Consider the following 26,089-nt stretch of genomic DNA (forward strand, 5'->3'; position numbering starts at 1 on the left):
CGCCTTATGCGCGTTTTCATATTCGTTCAAAAGCAATATAAGGATGCGAACAACAGGCGACAACAGGCAGAACCATGCGAAACGCATATGCCTCGGACCCTGCTTCAGCCCGGGGACGGCTGTACGCAGAAGAAGAGAGCGCATTTAGGTCATGTTTTCAACGTGACCGGGACCGTATTATTCATGCGTCGGCGTTTCGCCGGCTAAAGCATAAAACGCAGGTTTTTATCGAACATGAGGGCGATTACTACCGCACGCGCCTGACCCATTCGATCGAGGTCGCCCAGGTGGCACGCACGATTGCGGGTGCTTTGGGGTTAAATCCGGAACTGACCGAGGCGATCGCACTGGCGCATGATCTGGGCCATACACCGTTTGGCCATACGGGTGAAGAGGCGATGCATGTGCTGATGAAACCCTACGGTGGGTTTGATCACAATGCACAAGCGATCCGCATCGTAACATCGCTAGAACGACATTATGCCGAGTGGGACGGTCTGAATCTGACGTGGGAAACGCTTGAAGGCATCGCCAAACATAATGGCCCTGTTGTGGGTGATCTGCCCTACGCTTTGGCCGACTACAATACTGTGCATGATCTGGAACTGCATACCTACGCAAGCGCCGAAGCTCAAGTTGCGGCTTTGGCGGACGATGTCGCCTATAACAACCATGATCTACATGATGGTTTGCGTGCAGAATTGTTTTCGACCGACGAGCTTGCAGAGATGCCGCTGTTGGACGGGTGTTTCAAAAGGGTCGATGATAAATATCCCGGCCTGAACTACTACCGTCGCCGACACGAGGCCTTACGCCGTTTCTTTGGTCTTTTGGTAGAGGATGTGATCAACGTAAGTCGCGCGCGACTGGGCGATCTTTCACCTGAAACGGTGATCGACATTCGACATGCGGGCCGCCCGATGGTTCAGTTCTCTGACGATGTTTTTCAAAAGCTGAAAGTGATCCGTGAGTTTTTGTTTCACCGGATGTACCGCGCGCCAGAGGTGATCGAGATGCGCAAGGTTGTAACGCGCGTCGTGATGGAACTGTTTCCGCTTTTCATGGAGCAGACTGATCTGCTGCCAAAGCAGTGGCGCAAAGATGTTGCAGAGGCCGATGGAGAAACGGCGCTTGCCCGGATTGTTGCGGATTATATTGCCGGAATGACCGATCGCTTCGCGATCCAGGAACACGCGCGCATGATAGGCGGGGCAGAATTGCCCGACCGGTAAAAGGCGGGTCAATCGGCGATCATTGCGCTTTTTTAAACGGATAGATTGCTGGAAGACCAACAAGTCACTTTGTGAGCGTTGACCTTTGGGGGCGGCGTGGTAAACCCGCGCCAATACCTTGAGGAAACCGACATGAACCTATTCGCCGAAATCAGAACATTGGTTCTGGACAGCCTTGCAACCCTGACCGCCGAGGGCGCGCTGCCTGAGGGGCTGGGTTTTTCGAATGTTGCTGTAGAGCCACCGCGCGATGCAGCCCATGGCGATATGGCGACCAATGCGGCGATGGTTCTGGCGAAGCCTGCGGGGCTCAAGCCACGTGATATCGCGCAAAACCTGGCGGAAAAACTGTCGCAGGATCCGCGTGTTGTTCTGGCAGAAGTGGCTGGGCCGGGTTTCCTCAACCTTCGACTGGCCCCGACGATTTGGCAATCTGTCGTTCATGCAGCGCTTGTCGAAGGTGACAAATTTGGCCGCTCGAATGTGGGGCAGGGCAGACGGGTGAATGTTGAATATGTTTCCGCCAACCCCACAGGCCCGCTTCATGTTGGTCACACGCGGGGTGCGGTTTTTGGTGATGCTCTGGCGAGCCTGCTTGATTTCGCTGGCTATGACGTAACGCGTGAATATTACATCAACGATGGTGGCGCGCAGGTCGATGTGCTCGCCCGGTCTGTCTATCTTCGGTATCTCGAAGCGCATGGTCAGGACGTTGCCTTTGAAGACGGAACTTACCCAGGCGATTACCTCATTCCGGTTGGTGCCGAACTGAAGGAAAAGGTCGGTGATGCATACGTCGGAAAGGGTGAAGACGTCTGGCTGGCTGACGTGCGGGAATTTGCCACCGAAGCAATGATGGGCTTGATCCGCGACGATCTAAAGTCGCTTGGCGTTGAGATGGATCGCTTTTTTAGCGAAAAATCATTGTATGGCACCGGCTTGATCGAAGCTGCATTGGCTGATCTGGAAAGCAAAGGGCTACTTTACGAAGGCGTTCTTGAGCCGCCAAAGGGCAAAACCCTGGAAGACTGGGAACCGCGTCAGCAGACGCTTTTCAAATCAACGGAACACGGGGATGATGTTGATCGGCCTGTCAAAAAATCTGACGGAAGCTGGACCTATTTCGCACCGGATATAGCCTATCACTATGACAAGGTGCAGCGCGGGTATGATGCGCTGATCGACGTCTTTGGCGCTGACCACGGCGGTTACGTCAAGCGGATGAAAGCGGCGGTGTCCGCACTGTCTGGGGGCAAGGTCACGCTTGATATCAAGCTGACGCAACTGGTGAAACTTTATAAGGACGGCGAGCCGTTCAAGATGTCGAAACGGGCAGGGACCTTTGTGACCCTGCGCGATGTCGTGGATCAGGTCGGCCCTGGCGTGACCCGCTTTGTGATGCTGACACGCAAAAACGATGCACCACTTGATTTTGATTTCGCCCATGTGCTCGAGCAGTCTAAAGATAATCCTGTGTTTTATGTGCAATATGCCCATGCGCGGGTGAATTCCGTTTTGCGCAAAGCGCGAGAGGCGGGAATTGCGGTTGATGATGCAACCCTTGCATCTGCGGACCTGAGCCAGTTGTCTCATGACTCAGAACTGGAAGTGGCTAAAAAATTGGCCGAATGGCCCCGTTTGATAGAGATCGCTGCACGTACGAATGAACCTCACCGTGTTGCGTTTTACCTTTATGAATTAGCGTCTGATTTTCATGCGCTTTGGAACAAAGGCAATGAATTGCCGGAATTGCGGTTCCTGCAAGAGGGTAAAACAGAAACGTCACAGGCAAAAATCGCCTTAATACGCAGTGTTGCCGTTGTTATTTCTGCAGGTCTTGGTATCTTAGGTGTAGAGCCAGTCGAGGAAATGCGCTGAAAACAAGTGCAATCGACGCTCTCATGAGGCAGCAAGACAGACCGATCCGCGTGGCGGAAAGGGCAGTGAGGCAACAATGGCAGACGTTGAATACAACGCATATCGGCGTACGGAAGACTCCGATGTCGGCAATGAAATGACATTTTTGGCAAATTGGACAGGCGCGCTCCTATCCGTGGCCCTGATTGTGGGGCTCGCGGTATGGGGGTATCGTTTGGCGGTACGTGACGTAACTGGCGTTCCTGTCGTGCGCGCTTTGGAAGGGCCGATGCGGGTTCAGCCTGAAGATCCTGGGGGGCGGCAAGCCTCTCATCAGGGCCTATCCGTCAACTCTGTTCAGTCAGAAGGACAGGCGGCCCCAACGGCTGATCGACTGATCCTTGCGCCAAGCCCAATTGAACTGATTGCGGCGGATCGGCCGGTTGCGCGTGCTGATGCCGCTTCGCCGGTCAGAGCTGACGTGACAGAACCCGCTGAAGATATCCCCGTTCTGGTCGCTATGACCGATGTTTCTGACGAAACAAACGCTGCGGTTCAGGAACTGGCCGAGCAGATCGCCGCGACAGCGACAGAGACAGAAGCCGCACAACAAACGCCAGCCCGCAAAGATGTTGTCGATGCATCGGTTCCGGGTGTGTCGCGTTCGCTTCGGCCCATTGCACGTCCCGAAGATGCGGTGATCCATCAGGCGGTTGCCTCCGCCGAGGCGGCAGTGACAGCCGCAGTTGCCTCTGCTAACGAAGATGCGCCCCTCGAAATTGCGCCCGGCACGCGGCTCGTCCAACTTGGCGCTTTTGACAGTGCCGAGCAGGCCGTAACTGTTTGGATGCAACTGGCTACAGATTTCGATGAATATTTCGAAGACAAATCGCGCGTCGTTCAGGAAGCAACCAGTGGTGGGCGAAAGTTTTACCGTCTGCGTGCCTTGGGGTTTGCTGATATCAATGATGCGCGCCGGTTCTGCGCAGTTTTGCTGGCAAAAGACGCAGCCTGTATTCCAGTGGTTGTTCGCTAAGGATGGGGCAGGGCGCCTATATTTTTGGCTGCAGCGGAACAGTGTTGCAATCAAAAGAAATCGCGTTTTTCAATGAATCTGACCCTTGGGGTTTTATTCTCTTTGCTCGAAATGTTGAATCGCCGGTTCAGCTAAGAAAACTCACCAATGATCTGCGTTCATCAGTGGGGCGTGATGCCCCAATTCTGATCGACCAAGAAGGTGGCCGTGTGGCCCGGTTAACCCAACCGCACTGGCGGCAATGGCAAGCACCGCTCGATCAGGTTGCATCTTACCCTGATCAGGCAGAGCGCAGCATGTATTTGCGGTACAGGGTAATTGCGGCAGAGCTTCGTGATGTTGGGGTTGATGTAAACTGCGTGCCATGTGCCGATATCGCATTTCCGGATACTCACCCGGTCCTGCACAACCGCTGTTATGGCAGTGATGCAGAAACCGTTGTTCGGGTGTCCCGCCATGTTGCGAACGCTAGTCTTGATGGCGGCGTGTTACCTGTTGTGAAACATATTCCGGGACACGGGCGTGCGACCCTGGATAGCCACGTCGATTTGCCTCGCGTTGGAGCTGGCTTGTCTGAGCTTGAGGAAACAGACTTTTCAACATTCCGGCAGCTATCTGACTTACCGCTCGGGATGAGTGCCCATGTCGTCTATGATGCGTTGGACAAGGACCCCGCAACGACATCCAAGGTGATGATCAATAGAATCCGAGATGACATTGGTTTTGATGGCTTGCTGATGACAGATGACATCTCGATGCAGGCATTGTCAGGGGATGTTAAAAGCCGCACGCAGGCCTCTCTGCGCGCTGGATGTGACCTGATTTTGCACTGCAATGGTGAGAGGGCTGAAATGGAACAGATTGCTGATACAGCAGGTCATCTGGCCCAGAGTGCGCAGAAACGGGCCGACGCGGCGATTCTGGCGCGCAAAACGCCTAAACCGTTTGACATTACAGCCGCAGAAGCAGAGCTTGAATCGCTGTTAGGCGAGCGGATAAATGGCTGAAGACGGATTTGACATGGTAGAGGCTGACGTAAAAGAAAGCGTCGAGGAACGGTTGGCCGCCGAAGCCCTTATCATTGACGTCGACGGTTACGAAGGACCACTTGATCTGCTTCTGACCCTGTCGCGCACTCAAAAGGTTGATCTGCGTAAGATATCTGTTCTTGATCTTTCGCGTCAGTACCTTGCTTTTATCGAACGCGCCAAAAGCCTTAGGATCGAACTGGCGGCAGATTACCTTGTTATGGCGGCGTGGCTCGCGTTTTTGAAATCGCGGTTGCTACTGCCGCCCGATCCGAACGAAGAGGGGCCGTCGGGTGAAGAACTGGCCGCGCATTTGGCGTTCCAGCTTGAACGTCTGCAGGCTATGCGCGATTCCGCCGCACGGCTTATGGCGCGGGACCAGTTGGGGCGCGACTTCTTTCGCCGTGGTTTGCCAGAAGATGTTTCACGCGTGCGCCGCACGACATATAAAGCGACCTTGCTGGATCTGATGCAGGCCTATGCAAGAATTCGCACGAAGGATGAGTTTCGCCCATACCAGATGGATCGCGACGCTGTCTTCACTATGAAACAGGCGCTTGAACGCATGCGCGGCCTGATCGGCTATTCCGTGGACTGGACAGAGCTTGTGAGCTACCTGCCGGAAGGATGGGAAAGTGATCCGGCCCGACGCCGTAGTGCAACGGCATCCACCTTTGCCGCTTCGCTTGAATTAGCGAAAGCTGGTAAGATTGAAATGAGACAGGGCGCGATGTTTGAGCCCATTCAGATACGTAAGAAGGCCGGCGAAAATGGCTGATACCGACGAAATTGAGAACGAAAGCCTTTTCGAAGCGCCACCAATGGCTGAGCAGGAACGCATGGTTGAGGCGATCCTTTTCGCGAGTGCTGACCCCGTTACGGTGAAAGAACTTGAAGCGCGGATGCCGCATGGCAGCGACGCCGCCGAAGCGTTGGTTTACCTACGTAAACGCTATAATGGCCGGGGTGTTGCAATATCAAAAGTCGGGGATGCCTGGGCGATCCGCACCGCGCCCGATCTTGGGTTTCTGATGCAGAAAGAAACGGTTGAGACGCGCAAGCTGTCCCGTGCAGCGATAGAAACGCTTGCGATTATTGCCTATCACCAGCCTGTCACACGGGCAGAGATTGAAGAAATTCGTGGCGTTTCCGTCAGCCGTGGTACAGTTGATCAATTGCTTGAACTGGAATGGATCCGGTTCGGACGGCGCCGCATGACGCCGGGCCGGCCTGTCACTTTTGTTGTGACGCAGGAATTCCTGGATCACTTTGGTCTGGAAAATGCGCGCGACTTACCCGGCATAAAAGAGCTTCGCGCCGCCGGGTTACTGGAAAACAGACCACCACCAGGACTTATGCTGGGTTTGTCCGGTGAAACGGACGATGAAGAAGAAGCCGAAGAAGGCCAAAGCGAATTGTTTGAGGATTAAAGCAGAGGTGCGATATGAACATCAACCAGATCATTAACATGATCACCAGATTGGTCATGAGAAAACTGATCAATAAAGGGATTAATAAGGGAATTGATTTGGCCGCCAACCGTGGCAAGGTGCCTGCGGATATGACGCCGGAAGAACAACAGCAAGCAAAACAGGCCCGCGAAACGGCCAAGCGCGCCAAACAAGCAGCGCGAATCACCAGACGGATCACAAGGCTTTAAAAAAATACTACAAAGTCTTGAAATGTTTAGATAATTTTAGTCCCTGACCCTGATAGTTGGACGCGATTCCCGCGCCATACAATTGGGTCGGAACATCAGACATCTGTTCGTAAACCAATCTGCCAACCACCTGCCCGTGTTCCAGCACAAACGGCGCTTCGTGACAGCGCACTTCAAGTACCCCGCGTGACCCGCTACCGCCTGCTGCATCATGCCCAAAGCCCGGGTCAAAGAAACCTGCGTAGTGAACGCGGAACTCACCAACCATTGCGAGGTAAGGCGCCATTTCCGCGGCGCAATCGGGGGGGATATGAACCGCTTCGCGGCTTACGAGTATGTAAAACGCGCCGGGGTCTAGGATGATGCGCCCCTCGCTCGTGTGGATCGGCTCCCAATATTCAGCTGGATCGTAGTGCCCGATAAGGTCAAGGTCGATCAACCCGGTATGCGGTTTGGCACGAAATCCGACCAGATCGCCATTCTCCGGCCTGAGGTCAACCGAAAACCCTAATCCCTGATCGATGTGGGCGTCGCCTGAAACCAGGCCAACATCGGCCTGACGGGCACGAAGTTCCTCGTCACTTAGCACAGCTTGCCCGCTACGAAACCTGATCTGGTTCAGACGCATTCCGGGCCGTACCAGTACAGAAAACGATCTGGGGCATATCTCTGCGTAAAGTGGGCCAGTGTAACCCGGTGTGATCCGGTCAAACTCGACCCCACCGTCCGTTATGGTTCTTGTCAGAAGGTCAAGCCGCCCTGTCGAGCTTTTGGCATTCGCAACCGCCTGAATGTTGTCGGGCAGATTCAGCTTTTCCATCAAGGGCACAACGTACACGGCACCCTTTTCCAATACAGCACCAGAGGTGAGGTCAATCTGATGCATTTCAAATTCACCTAGCCGGTTCGCAACGGTAGCACCTGAACCCGCAAGAAAAGAGGCACGCACACGGTAAGCAGTGTTCCCAAGACGCAAATCAAGCGACGCAGGCTGGATTTGTTCAGCCAGGATGTCGGGGCTTGCAGAAATTATGCCCTCTTCGATCATTTGTTGAAGCGCCTGATTTGGAAGTACGCCAGGTTTTGTCATGCTTTGAAAGTTCCTTTGGGCCTTGGCAATCCGGCTTTTTAAACAAAACCGCCCGGCGCCAGATTGGCACGGACGGTTTTAAGTATGGTCGGGCTAGCAGGACTTGAACCTGCGGCCTTCCGTCCCCCAGACGGACGCGCTACCAGACTGCGCCATAGCCCGACATGCGCGCATTCATACTGTTTTTGTTGACGGGGACAAGGTGGAATACGCATATTTTTGAGGTCAGCCACGCGCCGCCTTCGCCATTTTTTCGCGAATAGCCAGCAGCTTGTCGTGGATTTCCGTCAGACGGACCCGATTTTGCTTCAGACGCTCTGGATTCGCTGCGCGCAACAAAACAAGGACAGGCTTTTCTTCGGGTAGGGGGCCTGCATCTGGCGGGTCCTCCGGGACAGTAACGTTTCTGGCCTTTGGTGCCTTTGCAACAGGGGCCGCCTCTTTAGCTGCGGGCTGTTCTGTGGCGACTTTTGTTTCCGGCTCAATATCAACGACGTGTTCTGACGCAGTCTCTTCAGAGGCATCGGATGGGTCTTGTTTGGTTTCCGCTTTCGTTGCCGGTTTCACGACAGGCTCTGTTGTTTCGGCCGGCGTGGCTTTTGTCACCGGCATATCGATGACATTATTGTCAGAGCTTGAGGATTTTGAGATTTGGGTCAAATCGTCCAAAGGTTGAGACTTGGCGGCGACTGATTTCACGCCTTCGGCTTGCAGCAGTTTCTGCACACCTTTGATCGTCATCCCATCTTCATGCAATAACCGCTTGATACCGCCTAGCAGTAACATATCGTTTGGTCGGTAATAACGCCGTCCGCCAGCACGCTTAACAGGTTTGACCTGTGAAAACCGGCTCTCCCAAAAACGAAGAACATGCGCAGGCGTATCTAACCAATCAGCGACTTCACGTATTGTTCGAAAGGCGTCAGGCGATTTTGCCATGCCTGGGAATCCTACCTAGCGCTTGTTCCCGGAGGCGACCCTGTCCTTCATCAAATGTGAAGGGCGAAAAGTCATCACGCGGCGCGGATGAATCGGAACTTCCTGGCCAGTTTTGGGATTGCGTCCTATTCTGGCCGCTTTGTCACGGATGCTGAATGTTCCAAATGACGAAATCTTTACAGACTGACCTGCAACCAAAGCGTCCGACATATGGGACAACACACTTTCGACGAGCTGTGCAGAGTCATTACGGGAAAGACCAACCTCACGAAAAACGGCTTCGCTCAGATCCATACGTGTAAGTGTTTTGTCGCTCATTACGCCCCCCTTTGGTTTCGGCCAGCATAGAGGGAGGTAAATTTCCGAGTCAATATCAATGGCTTGTGGGATGCCCTTAAAACAGCATTTACCAGCGGATTACCACCGATCCCCACGCCAAACCGCCGCCAATTGCCTCTGTGACCACCAAATCACCCTGTTTTATCTGCCCGCGCTCTTTGCCGACCGACAAAGCCAAGGGAATCGATGCGGCGGAGGTATTGCCATGATCCTGAACAGTTACAACCACACGGTCCATCGGAACCTGCATGCGTTGGGCCGTGCCTTTGATGATCCGCAGGTTGGCTTGGTGGGGTACGATCCAGTCAACGTCACCACTGCTTAAGCCGGCTTTTTCAAGCGCTGCGTGAGCGGTTGCAGCCAGCTTTTCCACTGCGTGGCGGAACACTTCTTTGCCCTGCATCCGCAAATGGCCGGTTGTGCCTGTTGACGTTCCACCGTCCACATAAAGCAAGTCTTTGTACTGACCGTCAGAATGTAAATCTGACGACAGAATGCCGCGATCATCCGGAGTGCCCTTGCCATTCTCAGCCACTAAAACCAACGCCCCCGCACCATCACCAAACAGAACGCTGGTCGTGCGATCAGACCAATCCATCAGACGGCTGAAGGTTTCTGCGCCGATAACCAAAACCCGCTGCGCCTGGCCTGATACGATCAGCGCATTGGCATTGGACAATGCGTAGACAAAGCCTGCACAGACCGCCTGGACATCAAAAGCGTACCCCCGGGTCATTCCCAGAGAGGCCTGAACCATCGTCGCAGTGGAAGGAAAGGTGAAATCTGCGGTAGATGTCGCAAGAACCAACGCGTCGATATCATCGGGCACTAGGCCCGCGTCTTCCAGAGCTGCCTTGGCGGCCCGTGTTGCCAAGTCTGAAGTTGTTTGCCCTTCAGCAGCAAAATGCCGCCGTTCAATGCCCGAACGGGACCGAATCCATTCGTCGCTTGTGTCGATTGTTTTTTCAAATTCGCTGTTCGGGACTACTCGTTCAGGCAAATAATGCCCAACGCCCTTTACGACGGCGCGTATTGTCATTCGGTCCTACCGTTATTGTCCCCAATTGAAGGGTTATCTTGTCTTTCAACCAACACGGATGCAACCCGCGCCGCGATTTTCTCTGAAAATTCGGACTGCGCGAGCGTGAATGCAAGCTTTATCGCTGCTGAAACGCCGGTTTCATCCGCTGCACCGTGCGATTTGATCACAGTGCCGTTCAGACCGAGAAAGACACCGCCATTCACGCGGCGCGGATCTATGCGTTCTGTCAGGCGGCGCAAAGACGTCAGCGCGAAAAGAGCGCCGAGACGTGACAGGGGGCTGTGCCTGAACGCAGCATTCAGAAATTCGCGGATCAAGGTGGCCGTCCCTTCGCCGGTCTTAAGGGCGATGTTTCCGGTAAAGCCGTCTGTCACAATCACATCAACCCGGTTTGAGGGAATGTCGCCGCCTTCAACGAAACCGACATACTCAAAATTTGCGCCTTTTGACGCTTCGCTGATCAGGTCGTTTGCAACTTTCAGTTCTGCACGACCTTTGTGTTCTTCTGTCCCGACGTTCAGCAAACCGATTCGGGGTCGCTTGATATCCATACCGTTACGGGCATAAGACGCGCCCATAAGCGCATATTGAAGCAGGTCTTCCTGATCGGCGCGAATATCCGCTCCGACGTCCAGCATGATGTTAAAGCCGCCAGGGTTGCGAGACGGCCAAAGACAGGCGATTGCAGGTCTGTTTATGCCGGGGAGTTTGCGCAACCTGATCATCGACAACGCCATGAGCGCACCGGTGTTGCCACAGGAAACTGCAACGGTCGCTTCGCCATTTCGGACAGCTTCGATCGTTGACCACATGGAACTGTCTTTGCCGTTGCGGACAACGTTGCTGGGTTTGTCATCCATCGTGACAACGCTGTCAGAATGGCGAACCTCACAGACATCAGCAAGTCCGTGGCGCTTGCTGATCAGCTGTTCCAGCTGTGTCTTATCGCCGTGTATGATAAAGCCGATTTCTGGATTTTTCTCAGCAGAAAGCGCAATACCGGCGACAACTGCCGCCGGTCCATGATCTCCGCCCATAGCGTCAACAGAAATAACTGTGAGCTGCGAAACGGTGCCTGAGGCACCCGAGCTAGTTTGATTGGAAGTTTCCGTCACCATGCCCGGTCTGCCAGAAGACGGGCTTAAGCCGCGTCTTCTTCGTCCAGGTCAACTTCGTCTGCCAGTGCGACAACTTCACGGTCAGCATAGTGACCGCAAGCACCACATACGTGGTGTGGACGTTTCAGTTCGCCACAGTTTGGGCATTCCGCTGGGTTGCCAGCAACCAATGCGTCGTGCGAACGGCGGTTGTTGCGGCGCGACCGCGTAATTTTACTCTTTGGGACAGCCATGTCACTACCTCAGTCATTTGGGGTAAAACCCCGATGTTTCCTGGCGATCAGGTGTTTCTACGCACGTGCGCATCACTGCCAAACCTACCGTATAAAGAGGCCGGGAACATACTGCGTTTCCCAGCCTGCGCAAGACTTTTCTTGACCTAATTCAAAGCTTCGTTACCTGCATCTGTCTTAACTGTCTTTTTGCAGTTTGTCACGCAATGCCGCAAGCCCTGCAAATGGCCGGGCTTCTTCATCGCTCATTGCTTGTTTGCCAGGTTCTGTAAATGCCGATTCTTCAAGTTTCGCGTCAGCCACTTTGGGATATAACGGTAGCGCGAGGGTCAGTGCCTCCTGCATAACCAAGCCAATATCTATGTGGTTGCCAAGTTGCTCAATGGAATCATCTTCCGGGGTCTCTTCAATACTTTCCGCCTCAAAATCCGGAAGCGTTGACATGAAGACCCGTGTTACAGGTTCGTCAATTCGCGTTACGACAGGCGCGAGAGTAAGAATACAAGGTTGAACAACCGTTGCTCCAAGCATCGCTTCCAGTCGCCAGTCAGATTTTCCCTGCGGACTTAGCCGCCCCAAAAGGCGCAGCTTTCGAACTTCGGTAATTCCAAGTGCTTTTGCCAGAGATTTAAGCTCCGGCCCATTGGGCCGAAGATCAAAATGAGTGGGCTTGCGTGTCGGAAGATCAGCCACGCGCAAAAGATGTTCAACCGGCTGAGTATCTGAAAGTTCATTCATAGAGATTGTGCATCCTTTCTTGAACCAAGGCCATTCCTTCTGTAAGCGGGATACGAGGCGAAGACTGGCGTGGCAAGGGGCTCTTAAATGTCAAACATCAGTACCCTGATGAAAAGTGTAATGATCGGGTTGGTTCTTTTGGCACTAGGTGCCTGTGCTGCAACCTATCGAAACCACGGTTATATTCCGACTGATGGTGAGCTTGACCTGATCCTTGTCGGGGTCGACACGCGCGAAACTGTCGCCAGTTCAGTCGGGCGTCCAACGTCGACCGGTGTTCTGGCGGATGGCGGATGGTATTACGCACAAAGCCGTTGGCGGCACCATTTGTACAAAGCGCCTCAGGAAATAGAGCGGCAGCTGGTCGCAATCAGCTTTGATGGAGACGGCGTTGTCGAGAACATAGAACGATTTGCCCTCGAAGACGGGCAGGTCGTGACCTTGTCGCGCCGTGTAACGGAAAGCAACATTCGTGGCGTCACGTTTATCGGCCAGATCCTGAGCAATATCGGTAACTTTGATGCCGGACAGGTCATTGGCGAAAACTAAAAGACGGGCCCTTTGATTTGCGATGGATTTCAACTAGCATCTTGCGCCGGCAACTGTCGTGCACATCTATGAGCTTTAAGGAAGGCTTCGGAGCAAGTGATGGCGACAATCGACAAGGCCCGCTTTACCGCACGTCTGGCTGTTTCAGCGCAGGATGTCAGGGATGCGCAGAGCCTGCGGCATCTGGCCTTTATTGAAGGAACCGGTGCGCCGATGCGGGTCGGTGGGCTAGAGCAAGACAAGTTCGATGATCGGTGCCGGCATGTTCTGATCGAAGAAACCGCAACAGGAAAACTGGTTTGTTGTTTTCGGTTGCTTCCGCTGAAAGACGGCAGTGAGATTGACAAAAGCTATTCTGCGCAATTTTACGAATTGTCAGCGCTGCGGGTTTTTACGCGCCCAATGACAGAGCTGGGTCGGTTTTGCATCCATCCTGATATTAGTGATCCAGATATTTTGCGGGTCGCCTGGGCGGTTTTGACGCGCTTCGTCGATGATGAAGGGGTGGAAATGCTGTTCGGCTGTTCATCGTTCAAAGGAACTGCGGCCGAAAATTATAACGATGCTTTTGCCCTATTAAGGGAACGCCACCTCGCCCCGAAATGCTGGCGCCCAAAGGTAAAGGCGCCAAATGTTTTCCAGTTTGCAAAAAGATTAAGGCGCAAGCCTGATGCCAATCGCGCCTTGTTGGGGATGCCACCATTGTTGCGCAGTTACCTTGCTATGGGGGGATGGGTTAGTGATCACGCCGTCGTTGATCGTGATATGAACACGCTGCACGTCTTTACCGGCCTCGAAATACAGGCGATATCGCCTGCGCGAAAACGCCTTTTACGCGCCGTTGCGGCTCAGGATGTGAATAAGACCGCTTGCAGTGGTTGACCTGCACGAACTCTCAGAGTAGCCCGCTGCCATGGCACGCGCACCTCTTCTTCAGCTTTCGGATATCTCCCTGACTTTTGGCGGAGACCCTATCTTCAAAGACCTCAATCTAATCGTTCAGCCGGGCGACCGCGTTGCGCTGGTCGGGCGCAACGGATCAGGTAAATCTACCTTGATGAAGGTTATGGCCGGATTGGTTGAGCCTGATATGGGTTCAAGGGCTGTGACACCCGGAATTCAGGTAAGTTATATGGAACAACATCCTGATTTGTCCGCATTTAGGACGCTCGGGGAATTTGCATCAAGCGGCCTGGAGCCAGATGAGACTTACCGCGTTGAAATGGCGGCGGAAGGGCTCAAATTTGATCCGACAACGCCTGTTGGCATCGCATCCGGGGGGGAGCGCAGGCGCGCCGCACTTGCGAAACTCCTGGCAGAATCGCCCGATCTCATGCTGCTTGATGAGCCAACCAACCATCTGGATATCGAGGCGATCCAATGGCTTGAATCTCAACTCAAAGAAACACGAACTGCCTTTGTCTTGATCAGCCATGACCGTGCTTTTTTGAATGAACTGACGCGTGCAACACTCTGGATCGACAGGGGAAAAACACGCAGACAGGAAAAAGGGTTTGCCGCATTTGAAGCGTGGCGCGACAAAACCTGGCAAGAGGAAGATGAAGCCCGCCACAAGCTTGATCGAAAACTCAAGGCAGAAGCACGCTGGGCCGCAGAAGGCATTAGCGCGCGCCGCACGCGAAATCAGGGGCGGCTGCGGGCTTTCAAGGAAATGAAAGCAGGGCGTTCCGAACATGTAATGCGGCAGGGCGCCGCGGCGATGGAGCTTGATTCTGGTCAAAAATCCGGCAAACGCGTAGTTGATGCCCAAGATATCTCCAAGATCTTTGATGGGCGAAACATCCTGTCAAACTTCTCTCTCAGAATCGAACGGGGTGATCGTGTTGCTTTGGTTGGGCCAAATGGCGTGGGCAAAACAACATTGCTGAAGATTCTGATCGGAGAGATTGAACCGGACACCGGAAGCGTTGCGCTTGGCACCAATCTTGAGGTTGCAGTTTTTGATCAGAATCGCTCAAAGCTCAGTCCGGAAATGACACTATGGGACAGCCTGACCGGCGACCCTGAAATGCGTGTTTCAGGCAAAGCTGATCAGATTATGGTGCGCGGAACCCCACGGCATGTGGTTGGGTACCTGAAGGATTTTCTGTTTGATGAAAGACAGGCCCGTGCCAAAGTGAAATCGCTCTCCGGCGGCGAAAAAGCGCGACTTTTACTTGCAAAAATTATGGCGAGGCCTTCGAACCTGCTGGTGCTCGATGAACCTACCAACGATCTGGATGTGGAAACGCTTGACCTATTACAGGATATTTTGGCGGACTATGACGGAACGGTGCTGCTGGTCAGTCACGACCGGGATTTCCTGGACAGAGTCGCAGCCACGACAGTAGCAATGGAAGGCGATGGTAAGGCCACGGTCTATGCAGGCGGTTGGTCTGACTACCAAAATCAAAGAGTGGTCAAGGAAAGCCTGACCCACACAAAGCCAAAACCAGCAGAGCTGAAGGCATCCAAGAAAAGCAAACAACAGCCAACAAGGCTTTCCTTTACAGAACAACACCGGCTGGATGCCTTGCCGGAGGAGATTGCGCGGCTTGAGGCTGAGATTGCGAAGCTGGAAGATTATCTTTCAACGCCAGAGCTTTTCAGCACTTCACCTGCGAAGTTCAACAAGGCCACAGAAGCGCTTGTAGAACGTCAGGCTGCGCTTGCTGCAGCAGAAGACGAATGGCTTGCGCTGGAAGAAAAAGCCGCTGAGCAGGCCTAGCGTCTTTTACTGCATTCTGAGAGCACCATCGATGCGAATGACTTCACCGTTCAGATAGGGGTTCTCGACGATGAACTGCGCAAGGCGCGCATATTCGCAAGGTTTGCCCAAACGCTTTGGAAAGGTCACGTCGGCAGAAAGCCCGCTGATAATTTCTTCGCCAAGAGATTCCAGCATTGGCGTCAGGAAAATACCCGGCGCGATCGCCATGATGCGCACTCCGATCGAGGCCAAATCGCGGGCAACGGGCAGGGACAGCCCCGCTATACCAGCCTTGGAGGCCGCATAAGCCGCCTGGCCTTTTTGTCCGTCAAAGGCCGCGATAGAGGCTGTGTTGATAATAACACCGCGTTCGCCATCTTCATTTGGTTCATTCTTTGCCATCTCGTTTGCAGCAAGCCGCAATACGTTGAAGCTGCCAATCAGATTGATCGAGATCGTGCGCTGGAAACTATCAAGCGCATGTGGGCCGTTGCGGCCAAAGGTTTTCTCGCCCGTGGCAATTCCTGCGCAGTTCACACAGGCGTTGATGCGCCCCATTTCAGCGCTGGCCTGTGCAACACCTGCCGTAACAGATGCCTCGTCAGTCACATCCACAATGGCAAATCCTGCGCCAATCTCGGCTGCAACGGTTGCGGCGCGTTCCGCATCCCGGTCAAAGATTGTCACCTGAGCACCCGAGTCGCGAAATGCGCGTGCCGTCGCCTTGCCAAGGCCCGAGGCGCCCCCGGTAACAATCGCTTTGGTATCAGTGATCAGCATGGCAGGTCTCCGAAGAATTGAACATGTGTTCAGATATTCCGTCAAAGCCCATCTGTAAAGGTGTTTGCGTTTGCTCTTTAGCGCGCGCTATTTTTCCGGAATCAGGCCCTTGGGGCTGAATCTGAGAACAAGGATCAGGATCAACCCCATGGTCAGCAGACGCATATGGGCCACTGAATTTTGCAGATGATCCTTTAGCCAATAGCCGTCATTCAGCGGTGCCGTTATCAGTTCCATCAATTTGGCGCCCATTGGCTCTACCTCGACCCAAAGGAACCAGATCAGAAAGCCACCGAGGACGGCCCCCCAGTTATTGCCCGAACCGCCAACAATCACCATCACCCAGATAAGGAAGGTAAAACGCAGTGGTTGATAGGTGCCAAGCGTAAGCTGACTGTCCATAGTTGTCATCATCGCGCCGGCGATGCCGCAGATCGCGGACCCAAGGATAAATATTTGCAGATGTCGCGCGGTTACGTCTTTGCCCATCGCTTCGGCAGCAATTTCATTATCGCGGATGGCGCGCATCATCCGACCCCAGGGCGAATTCAGCGCTTTTTCCGCAAGCCATAGCAGGATCACCAGAACGACAGCGAACAAGCCAGCATACGCGAGCTTTACATAAAGCGTAGAGGCCATGACCGGATCATGGAACCCAAAGCTGGCCGCGCGGTTAAGGAAGGCTTCTGAGGCTTGCAAGTCCACCTCGTAAGGCACAGGGCGCGGAATGCCGACAACGTTTTTAACACCGCGTGTCAGCCAGTCTTCGTTTTTCATGATGGCGATGATGATTTCCGCAATGCCGAGTGTCGCGATCGCCAGATAGTCCGACCGAAGACCAAGCGCGGTTTTACCGATGACCCATGCAGCCCCTGCCGCAAACAACCCGCCAACGGGCCAGGCCAGTAAAACTGGCAGGCCAAGCCCACCCAGATACCCGGTTCCGGCAGGGTTTACCTTTTCGATTGCCAAAACAGCTGGGTCAAACAGGAACCTGAACAGCAGAAAGCCACCAATCAGGAAGACAATCATCGCGAGGGTTCTTTTGTTTCCGGGCGCCATACGCCGATAGAGATTCCCGGCCCCAACAATAGTCGCGACACCGGTAAGCAGTGCAATCCCCATACGCAGACCGCCCACAGCCCACGCCTCGGTTGTGGGGGGCATTGAGACAAGCACAGCGGCGAGACCACCAAGCGCAACAAAGCCCATAACACCAATGTTAAATAGCCCCGCGAAACCCCATTGCAGGTTCACGCCAAGCGCCATGATGGCCGAAATCAGCCCCATGTTTAGGATCAGGAGCGCCGTGTTCCACCCCTGCACAAAGCCAGATCCGAAAATTAAGGCGCCAACGATCAAGAAAAGAGTGATATTTCTCATGCTGATACTCATGCTGTATTCCCCTTGAAGAGACCTGTCGGCTTAAACAAAAGGACGATGATCAGGATCGCAAAGGAAACTGCAAATTTGTAATCGGTCGACAAAAGCTGGACGAGCGTGCTTGGCTCCAGACTTTCCGGAAGCAGATAAATCAGAACCTTCTTGTAGGCGTAGGTAACCGTGACCTCGGAAAAGGCGATCACAAATCCCCCGGCAATTGCACCCAGCGGATTGCCAAGTCCACCCACAATCGCAGAGGCAAAGATTGGCAGCAAAAGCTGAAAATATGTGAAGGGCTTAAACCCTTTATCAAGGCCATAAAGCACACCTGCAATGGTGGCGAGCGCTGCAACGATGATCCACGTATAGGCCACAACGCGTTCCGGGTTGATGCCCGACAGCAATGCAAGGTCTTCGTTGTCAGAAAAGGCGCGCATGGATTTTCCGGTGCGGGTTTTGTTCAGAAACCAGAACAACAGCGCCACCACGATTACAGCTGTGACAATCGTGATTGCCTGACTGGTCCGGAACGCGAGCCCCTCGCTAAGCCCGGTCATTGTCTTAAAATTACGTGCTGAAATGATGAACCGTTCGCCGTCTGCAAACTGCTGACCATCGGGGCCGATGATGAACCGGACAAGCCCGTTCATCACGAACATGACGCCCATGGAAACGATCACAAGGATCACCGGGGCCGCCTTTTGTGCGCGGTAGAAACGGTACACCATACGGTCCGTCGCCAGCACCAGCAATGCAGCCCCAGCAATGCCAAAGGGCAGGGCGAGCAGGGCAGTTGGCATCGGCCCAAGGTTAATACCCATCGACTGGAACCACCATGTCACAAGTATGGTAACCATCGCGCCAAAGGCCATCGTGTCGCCGTGCGCAAAGTTCGAAAACCTGAGGATGCCATAAATCAGCGTGACCCCAAGCGCGCCAAGCGCAAGCTGGCTGCCGTAGGCAATAGCGGGAACGATGACAAAGTTTGAGAATGCCACGAAGGCGTTTAGGAATTCCATCGGTCAGCCCCCCAAAAACGATTTGCGGACTTCTGGGTCGGCCAGCAGGGCCTTTCCGGAGTCGGTGAAACGGTTACGGCCTTGGACAAGGACATATCCTTTATCTGCGATCTCAAGAGCTTGCCGGGCGTTCTGTTCAACCATCAGTATGGAAATTCCGCTCCGTGCAACCTCGATAATCCGGTCAAACAGCTCATCCATCACAATCGGGCTGACCCCGGCAGTAGGTTCATCCAGCATCAGAAGTTTTGGCTTTGTCATCAGCGCGCGGCCCACGGCGACCTGCTGGCGTTGCCCACCTGAAAGCTCGCCTGCCGCCTGATAGCGCTTTTCCTTTAATATCGGAAACAGATCATAAACCTGCGACAAGGTGTTTGAAAAATCGTCGGTACGAATGAATGCGCCCATCTCGAGGTTTTCCTCGACCGTCATTGAGGTGAAGATGTTTTGGGTCTGCGGCACGAACCCCATACCCTTGGCAACACGGGCCTGAGGGGCGAGCTTGGTAATGTCTTCACCGTCCAGTCTTACGCTGCCTTTGTGCAGGTTCAGCATGCCAAAGACTGCCTTCATAGCGGTAGATTTGCCAGCACCATTGGGCCCCACGATTACGGCAATCTCGCCTTTAGCAACAGAGATCGTGCAATCGTGCAGAATATCAGCGCCACGCCCATATCCACCGGTCATGTCTTCACCAATCAGGAAGGGGTTGCTCATACGCCGACCTCTGCTTTGACTTTGTTCTTAAGGCCTGTGCCCAAATAGGCTTCGATCACTGCATCATTTGATTTGATTTCGTCGATCGTGCCTGTGGCCAGCACTTTGCCTTCGGCCATGCAGATCACCGGATCACACAGACGTGCGATAAAATCCATGTCATGTTCGATTACGACGAAGGTATACCCACGCTCTTTGTTCAATCGGATGATCGCATCACCAATTGTGTTCAGCAGGGTGCGGTTCACCCCGGCGCCGACCTCGTCCAGAAACACGATTCTCGCGTCAACCATCATCGTGCGGCCAAGTTCGAGCAGTTTCTTTTGACCGCCGGACAGGTTGCCGGCTTTTTCGGCCTTCAGATGATCGATCGTAAGGAATTCAAGAACTTCATCAGCTTTCTTCAACAGCGCGGATTCTTCTTCTGCAACGCGTGCGCGGTGGAACCACGCATTCCAAAGTGTTTCGCCGGATTGTGCGCCGGGTACCATCATCAGGTTCTCGCGCACCGTCATGGAGCCAAACTCATGCGCGATCTGAAAAGTGCGCAGCAGACCTTTGTGGAAAAGTTCGTGTGGAGGCAGGCCGGTAATGTCCTCGTTTTTCATGAAAACGCGCCCGGATGTGGGTTTAAAAATACCGGCTATCACATTGAAAAGCGTTGTTTTACCTGCGCCATTCGGGCCGATTAGACCCGTTATCGAACCTTCTTCTATGGCAAGGGATGCCCCGTCCACCGCATGGAAACCGCCAAATGCCTTGACGAGGTCGTCTACGACGATCATTCCCAAAATCCCCCTCATTTACGGCTGTTTTTTTCGCCGTATTTTTGCAAGAACAGCCCGGGAAAAACCCGGGCTGCCTGAGTTATCGCTTTGTCAGATTAACGGAAACGTACGGTGACGTTTTTACCATCCTGAACTTCGATTTCACGGTAAGTTCCAGCGCTTTCGCCTGGTCCGATCAGTTCAACAGCTGATCCACCGACATAGTCGATATCACCGCCATTGCGCAGAATTTCGAGACCTTTGGCAAGCTCACCCGGGTAGATTTCTTCGCCCGGGGCGTTCGCAACTTCCAGGATTTTGCCAACGTAGTCGCCTGGTTCTGCTGAACCTGCGGCTTCCATTGCGAAAGCAAACAGGGCAACTGCGTCATAGCTTTCGGGTGCGTATGGCGATGTGCCTTCAAAGCCGTTTGCAGCCCCGAACTCAGCCATGGTTTCCGCGCCGCGGCCGCCGGAACCTGCTATCTGTCCGTAAGACCCGTTAAGCGCTGGTCCAACATTCGCCGGAAGCGAGTCACCAATCATACCGCCCGGCAGGACGAATTGATCAAACGCACCTGAATCAAGCGACGCGTTGATTATACCAAGTCCGCCCTGATCAAGATAGCCTGCAACAACAAGAATATCGCCACCCGCTGACGCGAGCGCGCCGACCTCAGCCGAATAGTCCGCTTTCCCATCTTCATGCGCTGCGTTGATAGTGATTTCGCCACCCTCAGCCACAAAAGATTCTGCGAACGCGTCTGCCAGACCCTTGCCATAGTCATTGTTTGTATAGGTCAGTGCGACCGATTTGACGCCGCGGTCCATAAGAATCTCGGTCATCACCTGACCTTCGCGTGCATCCGATGGCGCCGTGCGGAAGAACAGACCCTGATCCTCAACAGTAGAAAGGGCAGGGGATGTTGCGGAAGGTGAAATCATCACCATCCCATTCGGAATGGCAACGTTCTGCAGAACTGCTCCGGTAACACCCGAACAGTCACCACCAACCAGACCTTTGATACCCTCAGCGGCAATCAGGCGTTCAGCGTTAGAGGTTGCGAGGCCGTTGTCGATACAACCGGTGTCGGCGCGAACGCCAGCCAATGTAGAACCACCAAGAATACCACCAGATTCGTTTATTTCAGCGATGGCCAGATCCGCAGCACTCGCCATGTGGCCCGTCAGTGATTCAATAGGACCGGTGTAGCCGAGCAGAAGGCCGAGTTTAATTTCGTCCGCGGATGCAGCATTAGCCGCCATAATGGCAGTGGCGGCAGTCGCCATAAGCAGTTTTTTCATTTTATTCTCCCTGTGAGTGATGGATTGGAATCCAACTGCACAAAAGACTACGCGCGCATTTTTCAAATAGGAAGAGGCATTTTCCTGGGTGCATTTATCGTTGGACCAGATTATTCGTTCCAGACAAATCCACGCAAAAGGTTACTAAATCGTTAACGATCATGGATCGTTTAACATTTTTATACATTGCCTCTTTTGCAGCCTGAACACAGGCTTCAAGGAAAACCAATCAGGGTGTCAGATCGACAATCGAACAGATTGGGCACCGCGTTCGCGGTATGGTGTTGTGCTATAATGTGCGCGATAGCATTTTGAAAAATGCGAGGGCGAAGCGAACCCGCAGGCAAGCGCGATATTGATAACACTCATGTCGGTTTGCATCAGCAGGTTGCGCGCTTTTTGAAGACGAAGCTCCATATAGTATCGCTTAGGAGAGCGATTCAGGTAGCGGCGAAAAAGTCGTTCAAGCTGGCGTGTGGACATGCCAACTTTTTTCGCGAGCACTGACGGTGAAATAGGTTCCTCGATATACTGTTCCATCATCTGAATAACAGCCGACAATTTCGGGTGGCGCACGCCGATGCGTGACGGAACAGAGAGCCGCTGTGTATCCTGATCTGTTCTGATGGATGAGTAGATCATCTGATCGGCGACCGCATTTGCAAGGTCTTCACCGTGATCATTTGCAATCACTTTGAGCATCAGGTCAATCGACGACGTGCCGCCAGCGGTCGTATACCTATTTCCATCCATTACAAAGATCGATTTCGTAAGTTCTATATCGCCGAACTCCTCGACAAAACTATCTTGGTTCTCCCAATGGATTGTTGCTTTCTTTCCTTCCAGCAATCCGGCCTTGGCTAGCGAATAGCTGGCAGTACAAAGCCCAGCGATTATTGCGCCCCGGCGTGCTTCGCGACGCAGCCAGTTGATGAGTTTCTTACTGGTCGTTGCCTGAATACCGACACCACCGCAAACGAGTATCGTGTCATCCCGCAAAATTTCCTCAAAGTCGCCGTCGACTTTCAGCTCTGTCCCAGCAGAGCATTTTACGCTTTCGCCACCCTCTGTCAGAAGTTTCCACTCATAAAGCGGCTTGCCTGACATGCGATTTGCAATGCGCAATGAATCCATTGCTGAAGCAAAACTCAACATTGAAAAATCATTCAGAAGGACGAATACAAAACGCCGTGGTTTTGCTGCGTTAAACTCTACATCAACAAGTTGTCTTGAGTGCGGCATTTAAGCCAACCTTCCGATAATTCGAATTCCCCGAATACAGGTTTCTATCGACCGTTCAAGGGCAATTCAGATCATATTTTGACTATATACACGCAGAAACAACGAATTTGGAGAATTTCTGCTGTTGGCAATGTGCCGAATTAACAGATATATACAAATCTCTCTATTCTCAAAGCTGGAGCTATGACAATGACACGGGTTTGGAACAAGTCTGACTGGCGCACAAAGCCCAGAGTTCAGATGCCCGATTATACGGATGATGCCGCACTAAAAGCAGTGGAAGCGCAGCTTGCGAAATATCCGCCTCTTGTCTTTGCCGGCGAAGCAAGAAAGCTGAAACAATCGCTTGGGGCCGTTTCCCGTGGAGAAGCCTTTTTGCTGCAAGGCGGGGATTGTGCTGAAAGCTTTTCGCAGTTTTCGGCTGATACAATTCGCGACACCTTCAAAGTCATGCTGCAAATGGCGATGGTGCTGACCTATGGCGCGAAGGTTCCTGTGGTCAAAGTGGGCCGTATGGCCGGTCAGTTCGCAAAACCGCGCTCTGCACCAACCGAAGTAAAGAATGGCGTCGAATTACCAAGTTACCGCGGTGATATCATCAACGAGTTGGATTTCACCTCAGGTGCCCGCATGCCTGACCCGCAGAAAATGCTGCAGGCTTACATGCAATCCGCCGCAACGCTCAATCTTGTGCGCGCTTTCAGCCAGGGTGGCTATGCGGATGTGCATCAGGTCCATGCCTGGACGCTTGGGTTCACAGACCGCGACGAGTCGGAAAAATACCGTGATATGGCAAACCGCATTTCCGACACGCTCGATTTCATGACAGCGGCGGGCGTGGACAGCAATAATTCGCATACGCTTCAGACTGTAGACTTTTACACGAGCCACGAGGCGCTGCTGCTTGAATATGAAGAAGCACTTTGCCGGATTGATTCTACGACCGGTCTGCCGGTCGCTGGATCAGGACATATGATCTGGATTGGTGACAGGACTCGCCAGCCTGACGGTGCGCATGTCGAATTTGCACGCGGTGTGCAAAATCCAATAGGTATGAAATGCGGCCCGACAACAACGGCGGAAGACCTCAAGGTGCTAATGGAAAAACTGAACCCGGAAAATGAAGCGGGTCGTTTGACACTGATCGCTCGTTTTGGTGCCGGTTCTGTCGGAGACCACTTGCCGCGACTCATAAAGGCAGTTCAGGAAGAAGGGGCCAAGGTTGTTTGGACCTGCGACCCGATGCATGGCAATACGATCAAATCATCGTCCGGGTACAAAACCCGACCATTTGATTCTGTGCTGCGCGAAGTGCGCGAGTTTTTTGCCCTTCACAAAGCAGAAGGCACGATCCCCGGTGGTGTACATTTTGAGATGACAGGTCAGGACGTAACAGAATGCACCGGTGGTGTACGCGCTGTGACAGACGAGGATTTGTCTGATCGCTATCACACAGCATGCGATCCGCGTCTGAACGCGAGTCAGTCGCTTGAATTGGCGTTTCTGGTTGCAGAAGAGCTTTCGGAAAACCGTAAAGAACAGCAAGCAGCAGTCGTTTAAGATTTCTGATCAGAGCCGCAGCAATACACTTGGCGGCTTTATCAGGTATCTGATTTGACCAATCTAAGGGCCGGGTGCATAGCGTCTGGCCCTTTTTGTTTGTAGGGCATTTGTGTTTCGGTAAAAGCTAGGGCATTTGGGTTCGTTGCGGGGTTTCGTTTCTCGTCAGAAATTATTCGCCTTCTGCTGATCTTCCCGATATGAAAACGGCGTGGCGTGCGCCCCGTTGTGCCTACGCTGACCAAACACCCTAACACGCGTGAAATTTCTCCAAGATCGCTTTTCATGGGTAAAAGCATTAGCTGCCCATCAATCGGTGGTTTGCCGATCCCTCGTTCGGCAGAAAGCGAGAGCGTGGCTTTTTCAGGTTCCGTAAAAACCTGTTCCAAGGTGTCAGATAAAGGTTTTCTCGCCTTCGGCACAAACAATGTAGCGAGTGGCATTCCGCGCACTTCCATTCCCATTAACGTTACAAGGTGCATACCTGCGATGCGGAAACGTGCGTGCCCCGGCGCAACGCGTTCCAGAATAAATGCGTATTCCAGCGCCTTTTCAATTCCACGTGGGTCAACATCCGCGCGGAAAGGCGCAAGCCGGTTTTTTCGTAAGGCTTCCCAATAGGCATCGACCTGTTGCAGCGCAGGGTGTTTCACCTCCTGAACATAATCGGAAAACGGAATAATATTTTGCCCTTCTGAAAGGTTTTTCATGGTGCCGTACTCTCTATCGATTTACACCCCTGTTATCGGGGTTTGTTGTTCATAGGGGATGGCTCTGTTAACCCTATGTCCACAATGGTTACTCGTAAGTTAACATCGCATAGGTTGCGCAGGGTTTGGGGGATAAAGTTGTTAAATGGTTAACTCTATGACGGGCTTTGCCACGGGACGAGGACAAAACGAGACCTACAGCTGGACCTGGGAATTGCGCAGCGTGAATGCAAAAGGACTGGATCTGAGGTTGCGCGTTCCGGACTGGATATCCGGTCTTGAACAGGCACTGCGTGGTATTTTGAGCAAGCGTATCGCACGCGGTAGCGTGAACCTGACGCTTCGCGTCCTGCGCGAAGATAGCGCTGAAACACAAAGCCTTAATCAAGACCAGATGCGCCGTGTCCTTGCACAAATTGCCGAGGTTGAAATCGCCGCCGCTGAAGCAGATATTTCGCTTGTGCCGACACGGGCCAGTGATGTCATGGCCCAGCGCGGTGTTTTGGAAATGAGTAGTGCCGAAGACGACAGCGGCGCGCTAATGGCGGCTCTGCTAGCTGATTTTGAGCCACTGGTTGCAGATTTCAGCAAGATGCGTGCCTCAGAAGGTGCAGCACTTCAATCTGTGATTTCCGGGCAAATTGACCATATCGGAGAATTGACAAAGCGCGCCAAGGTCGTCGCGGAAGATCGCAAACCAAAGGTTGCTGAACAACTGCGTGCTAATCTTGCGCTGGTGCTTGAAAACATGCAGGGCGTTGACGAAAGCCGCCTGGCGCAGGAACTAGCGCTGCTCGCGGTAAAGGCGGACGTGACCGAAGAAATTGACCGCCTGATGGCCCATGTCGACGCTGCAAACGAACTGCTTAAAACCAAGGGAAGCATTGGGCGTAAGCTCGATTTTCTGATGCAGGAATTTATGCGCGAAGCAAACACGCTGTGCTCAAAATCGCAGTCGGTTGATCTGACCTCTCTGGGCCTTGACCTGAAAGCGACCATCGATCAGATGCGCGAACAAGTTCAGAATGTGGAGTAG

27 protein-coding genes and 1 tRNA gene are annotated in these 26,089 nt (G+C 53.3%); 12 read left to right on the plus strand and 16 right to left on the minus strand.

Annotation, left to right across the window (positions count from 1 at the left end; all coding sequences use genetic code 11):
• The first annotated feature begins 74 nt into the window (after positions 1-74).
• The 7 genes from MWU63_RS00825 (at position 75) to MWU63_RS00855 (ending at position 6,813) form a co-directional block, all read left to right on the plus strand.
• Positions 75-1,232: a deoxyguanosinetriphosphate triphosphohydrolase gene (locus tag MWU63_RS00825; protein WP_213888050.1), complete on the plus strand. Its 1,158-nt coding sequence runs from the start codon at positions 75-77 to the stop codon at positions 1,230-1,232.
• A gap of 132 nt (positions 1,233-1,364) precedes the next feature.
• Entirely contained in the window at positions 1,365-3,110 is a 1,746-nt protein-coding gene (gene argS / locus MWU63_RS00830; protein WP_213888049.1) for an arginine--tRNA ligase, read from the plus strand.
• A 76-nt stretch (positions 3,111-3,186) separates the two neighbouring features.
• Entirely contained in the window at positions 3,187-4,125 is a 939-nt protein-coding gene (locus tag MWU63_RS00835; RefSeq protein WP_213888048.1) for an SPOR domain-containing protein, read from the plus strand.
• A 2-nt stretch (positions 4,126-4,127) separates the two neighbouring features.
• Positions 4,128-5,132: a glycoside hydrolase family 3 protein gene (locus tag MWU63_RS00840; RefSeq protein WP_213888047.1), complete on the plus strand. Its 1,005-nt coding sequence runs from the start codon at positions 4,128-4,130 to the stop codon at positions 5,130-5,132.
• Complete coding sequence (locus tag MWU63_RS00845) at positions 5,125-5,931, plus strand: ScpA family protein (RefSeq protein WP_246531618.1); 807 nt, start codon at positions 5,125-5,127, stop codon at positions 5,929-5,931. The genes MWU63_RS00840 and MWU63_RS00845 overlap by 8 nt, the downstream gene beginning before the upstream one ends.
• Positions 5,924-6,583 carry an SMC-Scp complex subunit ScpB gene (gene scpB, locus MWU63_RS00850; RefSeq protein WP_213888046.1) on the plus strand — a complete coding sequence of 220 codons (660 nt, stop codon included), beginning with the start codon at positions 5,924-5,926 and terminating at the stop codon, positions 6,581-6,583. The genes MWU63_RS00845 and scpB overlap by 8 nt, the downstream gene beginning before the upstream one ends.
• 14 nt (positions 6,584-6,597) lie before the next feature.
• Positions 6,598-6,813 carry a hypothetical protein gene (locus tag MWU63_RS00855; protein ID WP_213888045.1) on the plus strand — a complete coding sequence of 72 codons (216 nt, stop codon included), beginning with the start codon at positions 6,598-6,600 and terminating at the stop codon, positions 6,811-6,813.
• A gap of 7 nt (positions 6,814-6,820) precedes the next feature.
• Here MWU63_RS00855 and MWU63_RS00860 read toward each other — a convergent pair whose 3' ends face one another.
• From MWU63_RS00860 to MWU63_RS00895, 8 genes are all read right to left on the minus strand, one after another.
• The gene (locus tag MWU63_RS00860; protein WP_213888044.1) at positions 6,821-7,903 is read right to left on the minus strand and encodes a 2'-deoxycytidine 5'-triphosphate deaminase; all 1,083 of its coding nucleotides are present in this window, start codon (positions 7,901-7,903) and stop codon (positions 6,821-6,823) included.
• An 85-nt stretch (positions 7,904-7,988) separates the two neighbouring features.
• A tRNA-Pro gene (locus MWU63_RS00865) sits at positions 7,989-8,065 on the minus strand.
• Positions 8,066-8,128: 63 nt separating this feature from the next.
• A complete protein-coding gene (locus tag MWU63_RS00870) occupies positions 8,129-8,842 on the minus strand; it encodes a MerR family transcriptional regulator (protein ID WP_246531617.1) in 714 nt (237 codons plus the stop codon).
• Positions 8,843-8,857: 15 nt separating this feature from the next.
• Positions 8,858-9,160: an integration host factor subunit alpha gene (gene ihfA / locus MWU63_RS00875; RefSeq protein ID WP_213888043.1), complete on the minus strand. Its 303-nt coding sequence runs from the start codon at positions 9,158-9,160 to the stop codon at positions 8,858-8,860.
• Positions 9,161-9,248: 88 nt separating this feature from the next.
• On the minus strand, positions 9,249-10,220 hold the full coding sequence (locus MWU63_RS00880) for a beta-ketoacyl-ACP synthase III (protein ID WP_213888042.1): 972 nt from the start codon (positions 10,218-10,220) through the stop codon (positions 9,249-9,251).
• Complete coding sequence (gene plsX, locus MWU63_RS00885) at positions 10,217-11,341, minus strand: phosphate acyltransferase PlsX (protein WP_213888041.1); 1,125 nt, start codon at positions 11,339-11,341, stop codon at positions 10,217-10,219. Before plsX ends, MWU63_RS00880 begins: the two co-directional genes overlap by 4 nt.
• Positions 11,342-11,364: 23 nt before the next feature.
• Complete coding sequence (rpmF, locus tag MWU63_RS00890; RefSeq protein ID WP_213888040.1) at positions 11,365-11,574, minus strand: 50S ribosomal protein L32; 210 nt, start codon at positions 11,572-11,574, stop codon at positions 11,365-11,367.
• A gap of 177 nt (positions 11,575-11,751) precedes the next feature.
• A complete protein-coding gene (locus tag MWU63_RS00895) occupies positions 11,752-12,312 on the minus strand; it encodes a DUF177 domain-containing protein (protein WP_213888039.1) in 561 nt (186 codons plus the stop codon).
• A gap of 87 nt (positions 12,313-12,399) precedes the next feature.
• Between MWU63_RS00895 and MWU63_RS00900 the strand changes: the two genes are divergently transcribed.
• From MWU63_RS00900 to MWU63_RS00910, 3 genes are all read left to right on the plus strand, one after another.
• Positions 12,400-12,861: an outer membrane protein assembly factor BamE gene (locus tag MWU63_RS00900; protein WP_213888038.1), complete on the plus strand. Its 462-nt coding sequence runs from the start codon at positions 12,400-12,402 to the stop codon at positions 12,859-12,861.
• A 99-nt stretch (positions 12,862-12,960) separates the two neighbouring features.
• Positions 12,961-13,743, plus strand: a complete 783-nt coding sequence (locus MWU63_RS00905) for a GNAT family N-acetyltransferase (protein ID WP_247076701.1) — start codon at positions 12,961-12,963, stop codon at positions 13,741-13,743.
• A gap of 31 nt (positions 13,744-13,774) precedes the next feature.
• Positions 13,775-15,589, plus strand: coding sequence for an ATP-binding cassette domain-containing protein (locus MWU63_RS00910; protein WP_247076703.1), 1,815 nt, complete (start codon positions 13,775-13,777; stop codon positions 15,587-15,589).
• A 6-nt stretch (positions 15,590-15,595) separates the two neighbouring features.
• On the opposite strand, the gene MWU63_RS00915 is transcribed toward MWU63_RS00910, so the two are convergent.
• The 7 genes from MWU63_RS00915 to MWU63_RS00945 form a co-directional block, all read right to left on the minus strand.
• Positions 15,596-16,351 (minus strand): SDR family NAD(P)-dependent oxidoreductase, encoded by a 756-nt coding sequence (locus MWU63_RS00915; RefSeq protein ID WP_213888035.1) that lies wholly within the window; start codon positions 16,349-16,351, stop codon positions 15,596-15,598.
• 87 nt (positions 16,352-16,438) lie between these two features.
• The gene (locus MWU63_RS00920; protein ID WP_213888034.1) at positions 16,439-17,746 is read right to left on the minus strand and encodes a branched-chain amino acid ABC transporter permease; all 1,308 of its coding nucleotides are present in this window, start codon (positions 17,744-17,746) and stop codon (positions 16,439-16,441) included.
• On the minus strand, positions 17,743-18,753 hold the full coding sequence (locus MWU63_RS00925; protein WP_213888033.1) for a branched-chain amino acid ABC transporter permease: 1,011 nt from the start codon (positions 18,751-18,753) through the stop codon (positions 17,743-17,745). Before MWU63_RS00925 ends, MWU63_RS00920 begins: the two co-directional genes overlap by 4 nt.
• A 3-nt stretch (positions 18,754-18,756) precedes the next feature.
• The gene (locus tag MWU63_RS00930; RefSeq protein ID WP_247076705.1) at positions 18,757-19,470 is read right to left on the minus strand and encodes an ABC transporter ATP-binding protein; all 714 of its coding nucleotides are present in this window, start codon (positions 19,468-19,470) and stop codon (positions 18,757-18,759) included.
• On the minus strand, positions 19,467-20,255 hold the full coding sequence (locus tag MWU63_RS00935; RefSeq protein WP_247076707.1) for an ABC transporter ATP-binding protein: 789 nt from the start codon (positions 20,253-20,255) through the stop codon (positions 19,467-19,469). Before MWU63_RS00935 ends, MWU63_RS00930 begins: the two co-directional genes overlap by 4 nt.
• Before the next feature lie 98 nt (positions 20,256-20,353).
• Entirely contained in the window at positions 20,354-21,541 is a 1,188-nt protein-coding gene (locus MWU63_RS00940; protein ID WP_247076709.1) for an ABC transporter substrate-binding protein, read from the minus strand.
• 237 nt (positions 21,542-21,778) lie between these two features.
• The gene (locus MWU63_RS00945) at positions 21,779-22,783 is read right to left on the minus strand and encodes a GlxA family transcriptional regulator (RefSeq protein ID WP_213888029.1); all 1,005 of its coding nucleotides are present in this window, start codon (positions 22,781-22,783) and stop codon (positions 21,779-21,781) included.
• 189 nt (positions 22,784-22,972) lie between these two features.
• Here MWU63_RS00945 and MWU63_RS00950 point away from each other — a divergent pair, with 189 nt between their 5' ends.
• Positions 22,973-24,343: a 3-deoxy-7-phosphoheptulonate synthase class II gene (locus tag MWU63_RS00950; protein ID WP_213888028.1), complete on the plus strand. Its 1,371-nt coding sequence runs from the start codon at positions 22,973-22,975 to the stop codon at positions 24,341-24,343.
• Positions 24,344-24,384: 41 nt separating this feature from the next.
• Here MWU63_RS00950 and MWU63_RS00955 read toward each other — a convergent pair whose 3' ends face one another.
• Positions 24,385-25,053, minus strand: a complete 669-nt coding sequence (locus tag MWU63_RS00955) for a PAS domain-containing protein (RefSeq protein ID WP_247076711.1) — start codon at positions 25,051-25,053, stop codon at positions 24,385-24,387.
• A gap of 157 nt (positions 25,054-25,210) precedes the next feature.
• On the opposite strand from MWU63_RS00955, the gene MWU63_RS00960 reads away from it, so the two are divergent.
• Positions 25,211-26,089 carry a YicC/YloC family endoribonuclease gene (locus tag MWU63_RS00960; protein WP_246531616.1) on the plus strand — a complete coding sequence of 293 codons (879 nt, stop codon included), beginning with the start codon at positions 25,211-25,213 and terminating at the stop codon, positions 26,087-26,089.

This window comes from Pseudohalocynthiibacter sp. F2068 (assembly GCF_023015645.1).
GTDB classification, from domain to species: domain Bacteria; phylum Pseudomonadota; class Alphaproteobacteria; order Rhodobacterales; family Rhodobacteraceae; genus Pseudohalocynthiibacter; species Pseudohalocynthiibacter aestuariivivens.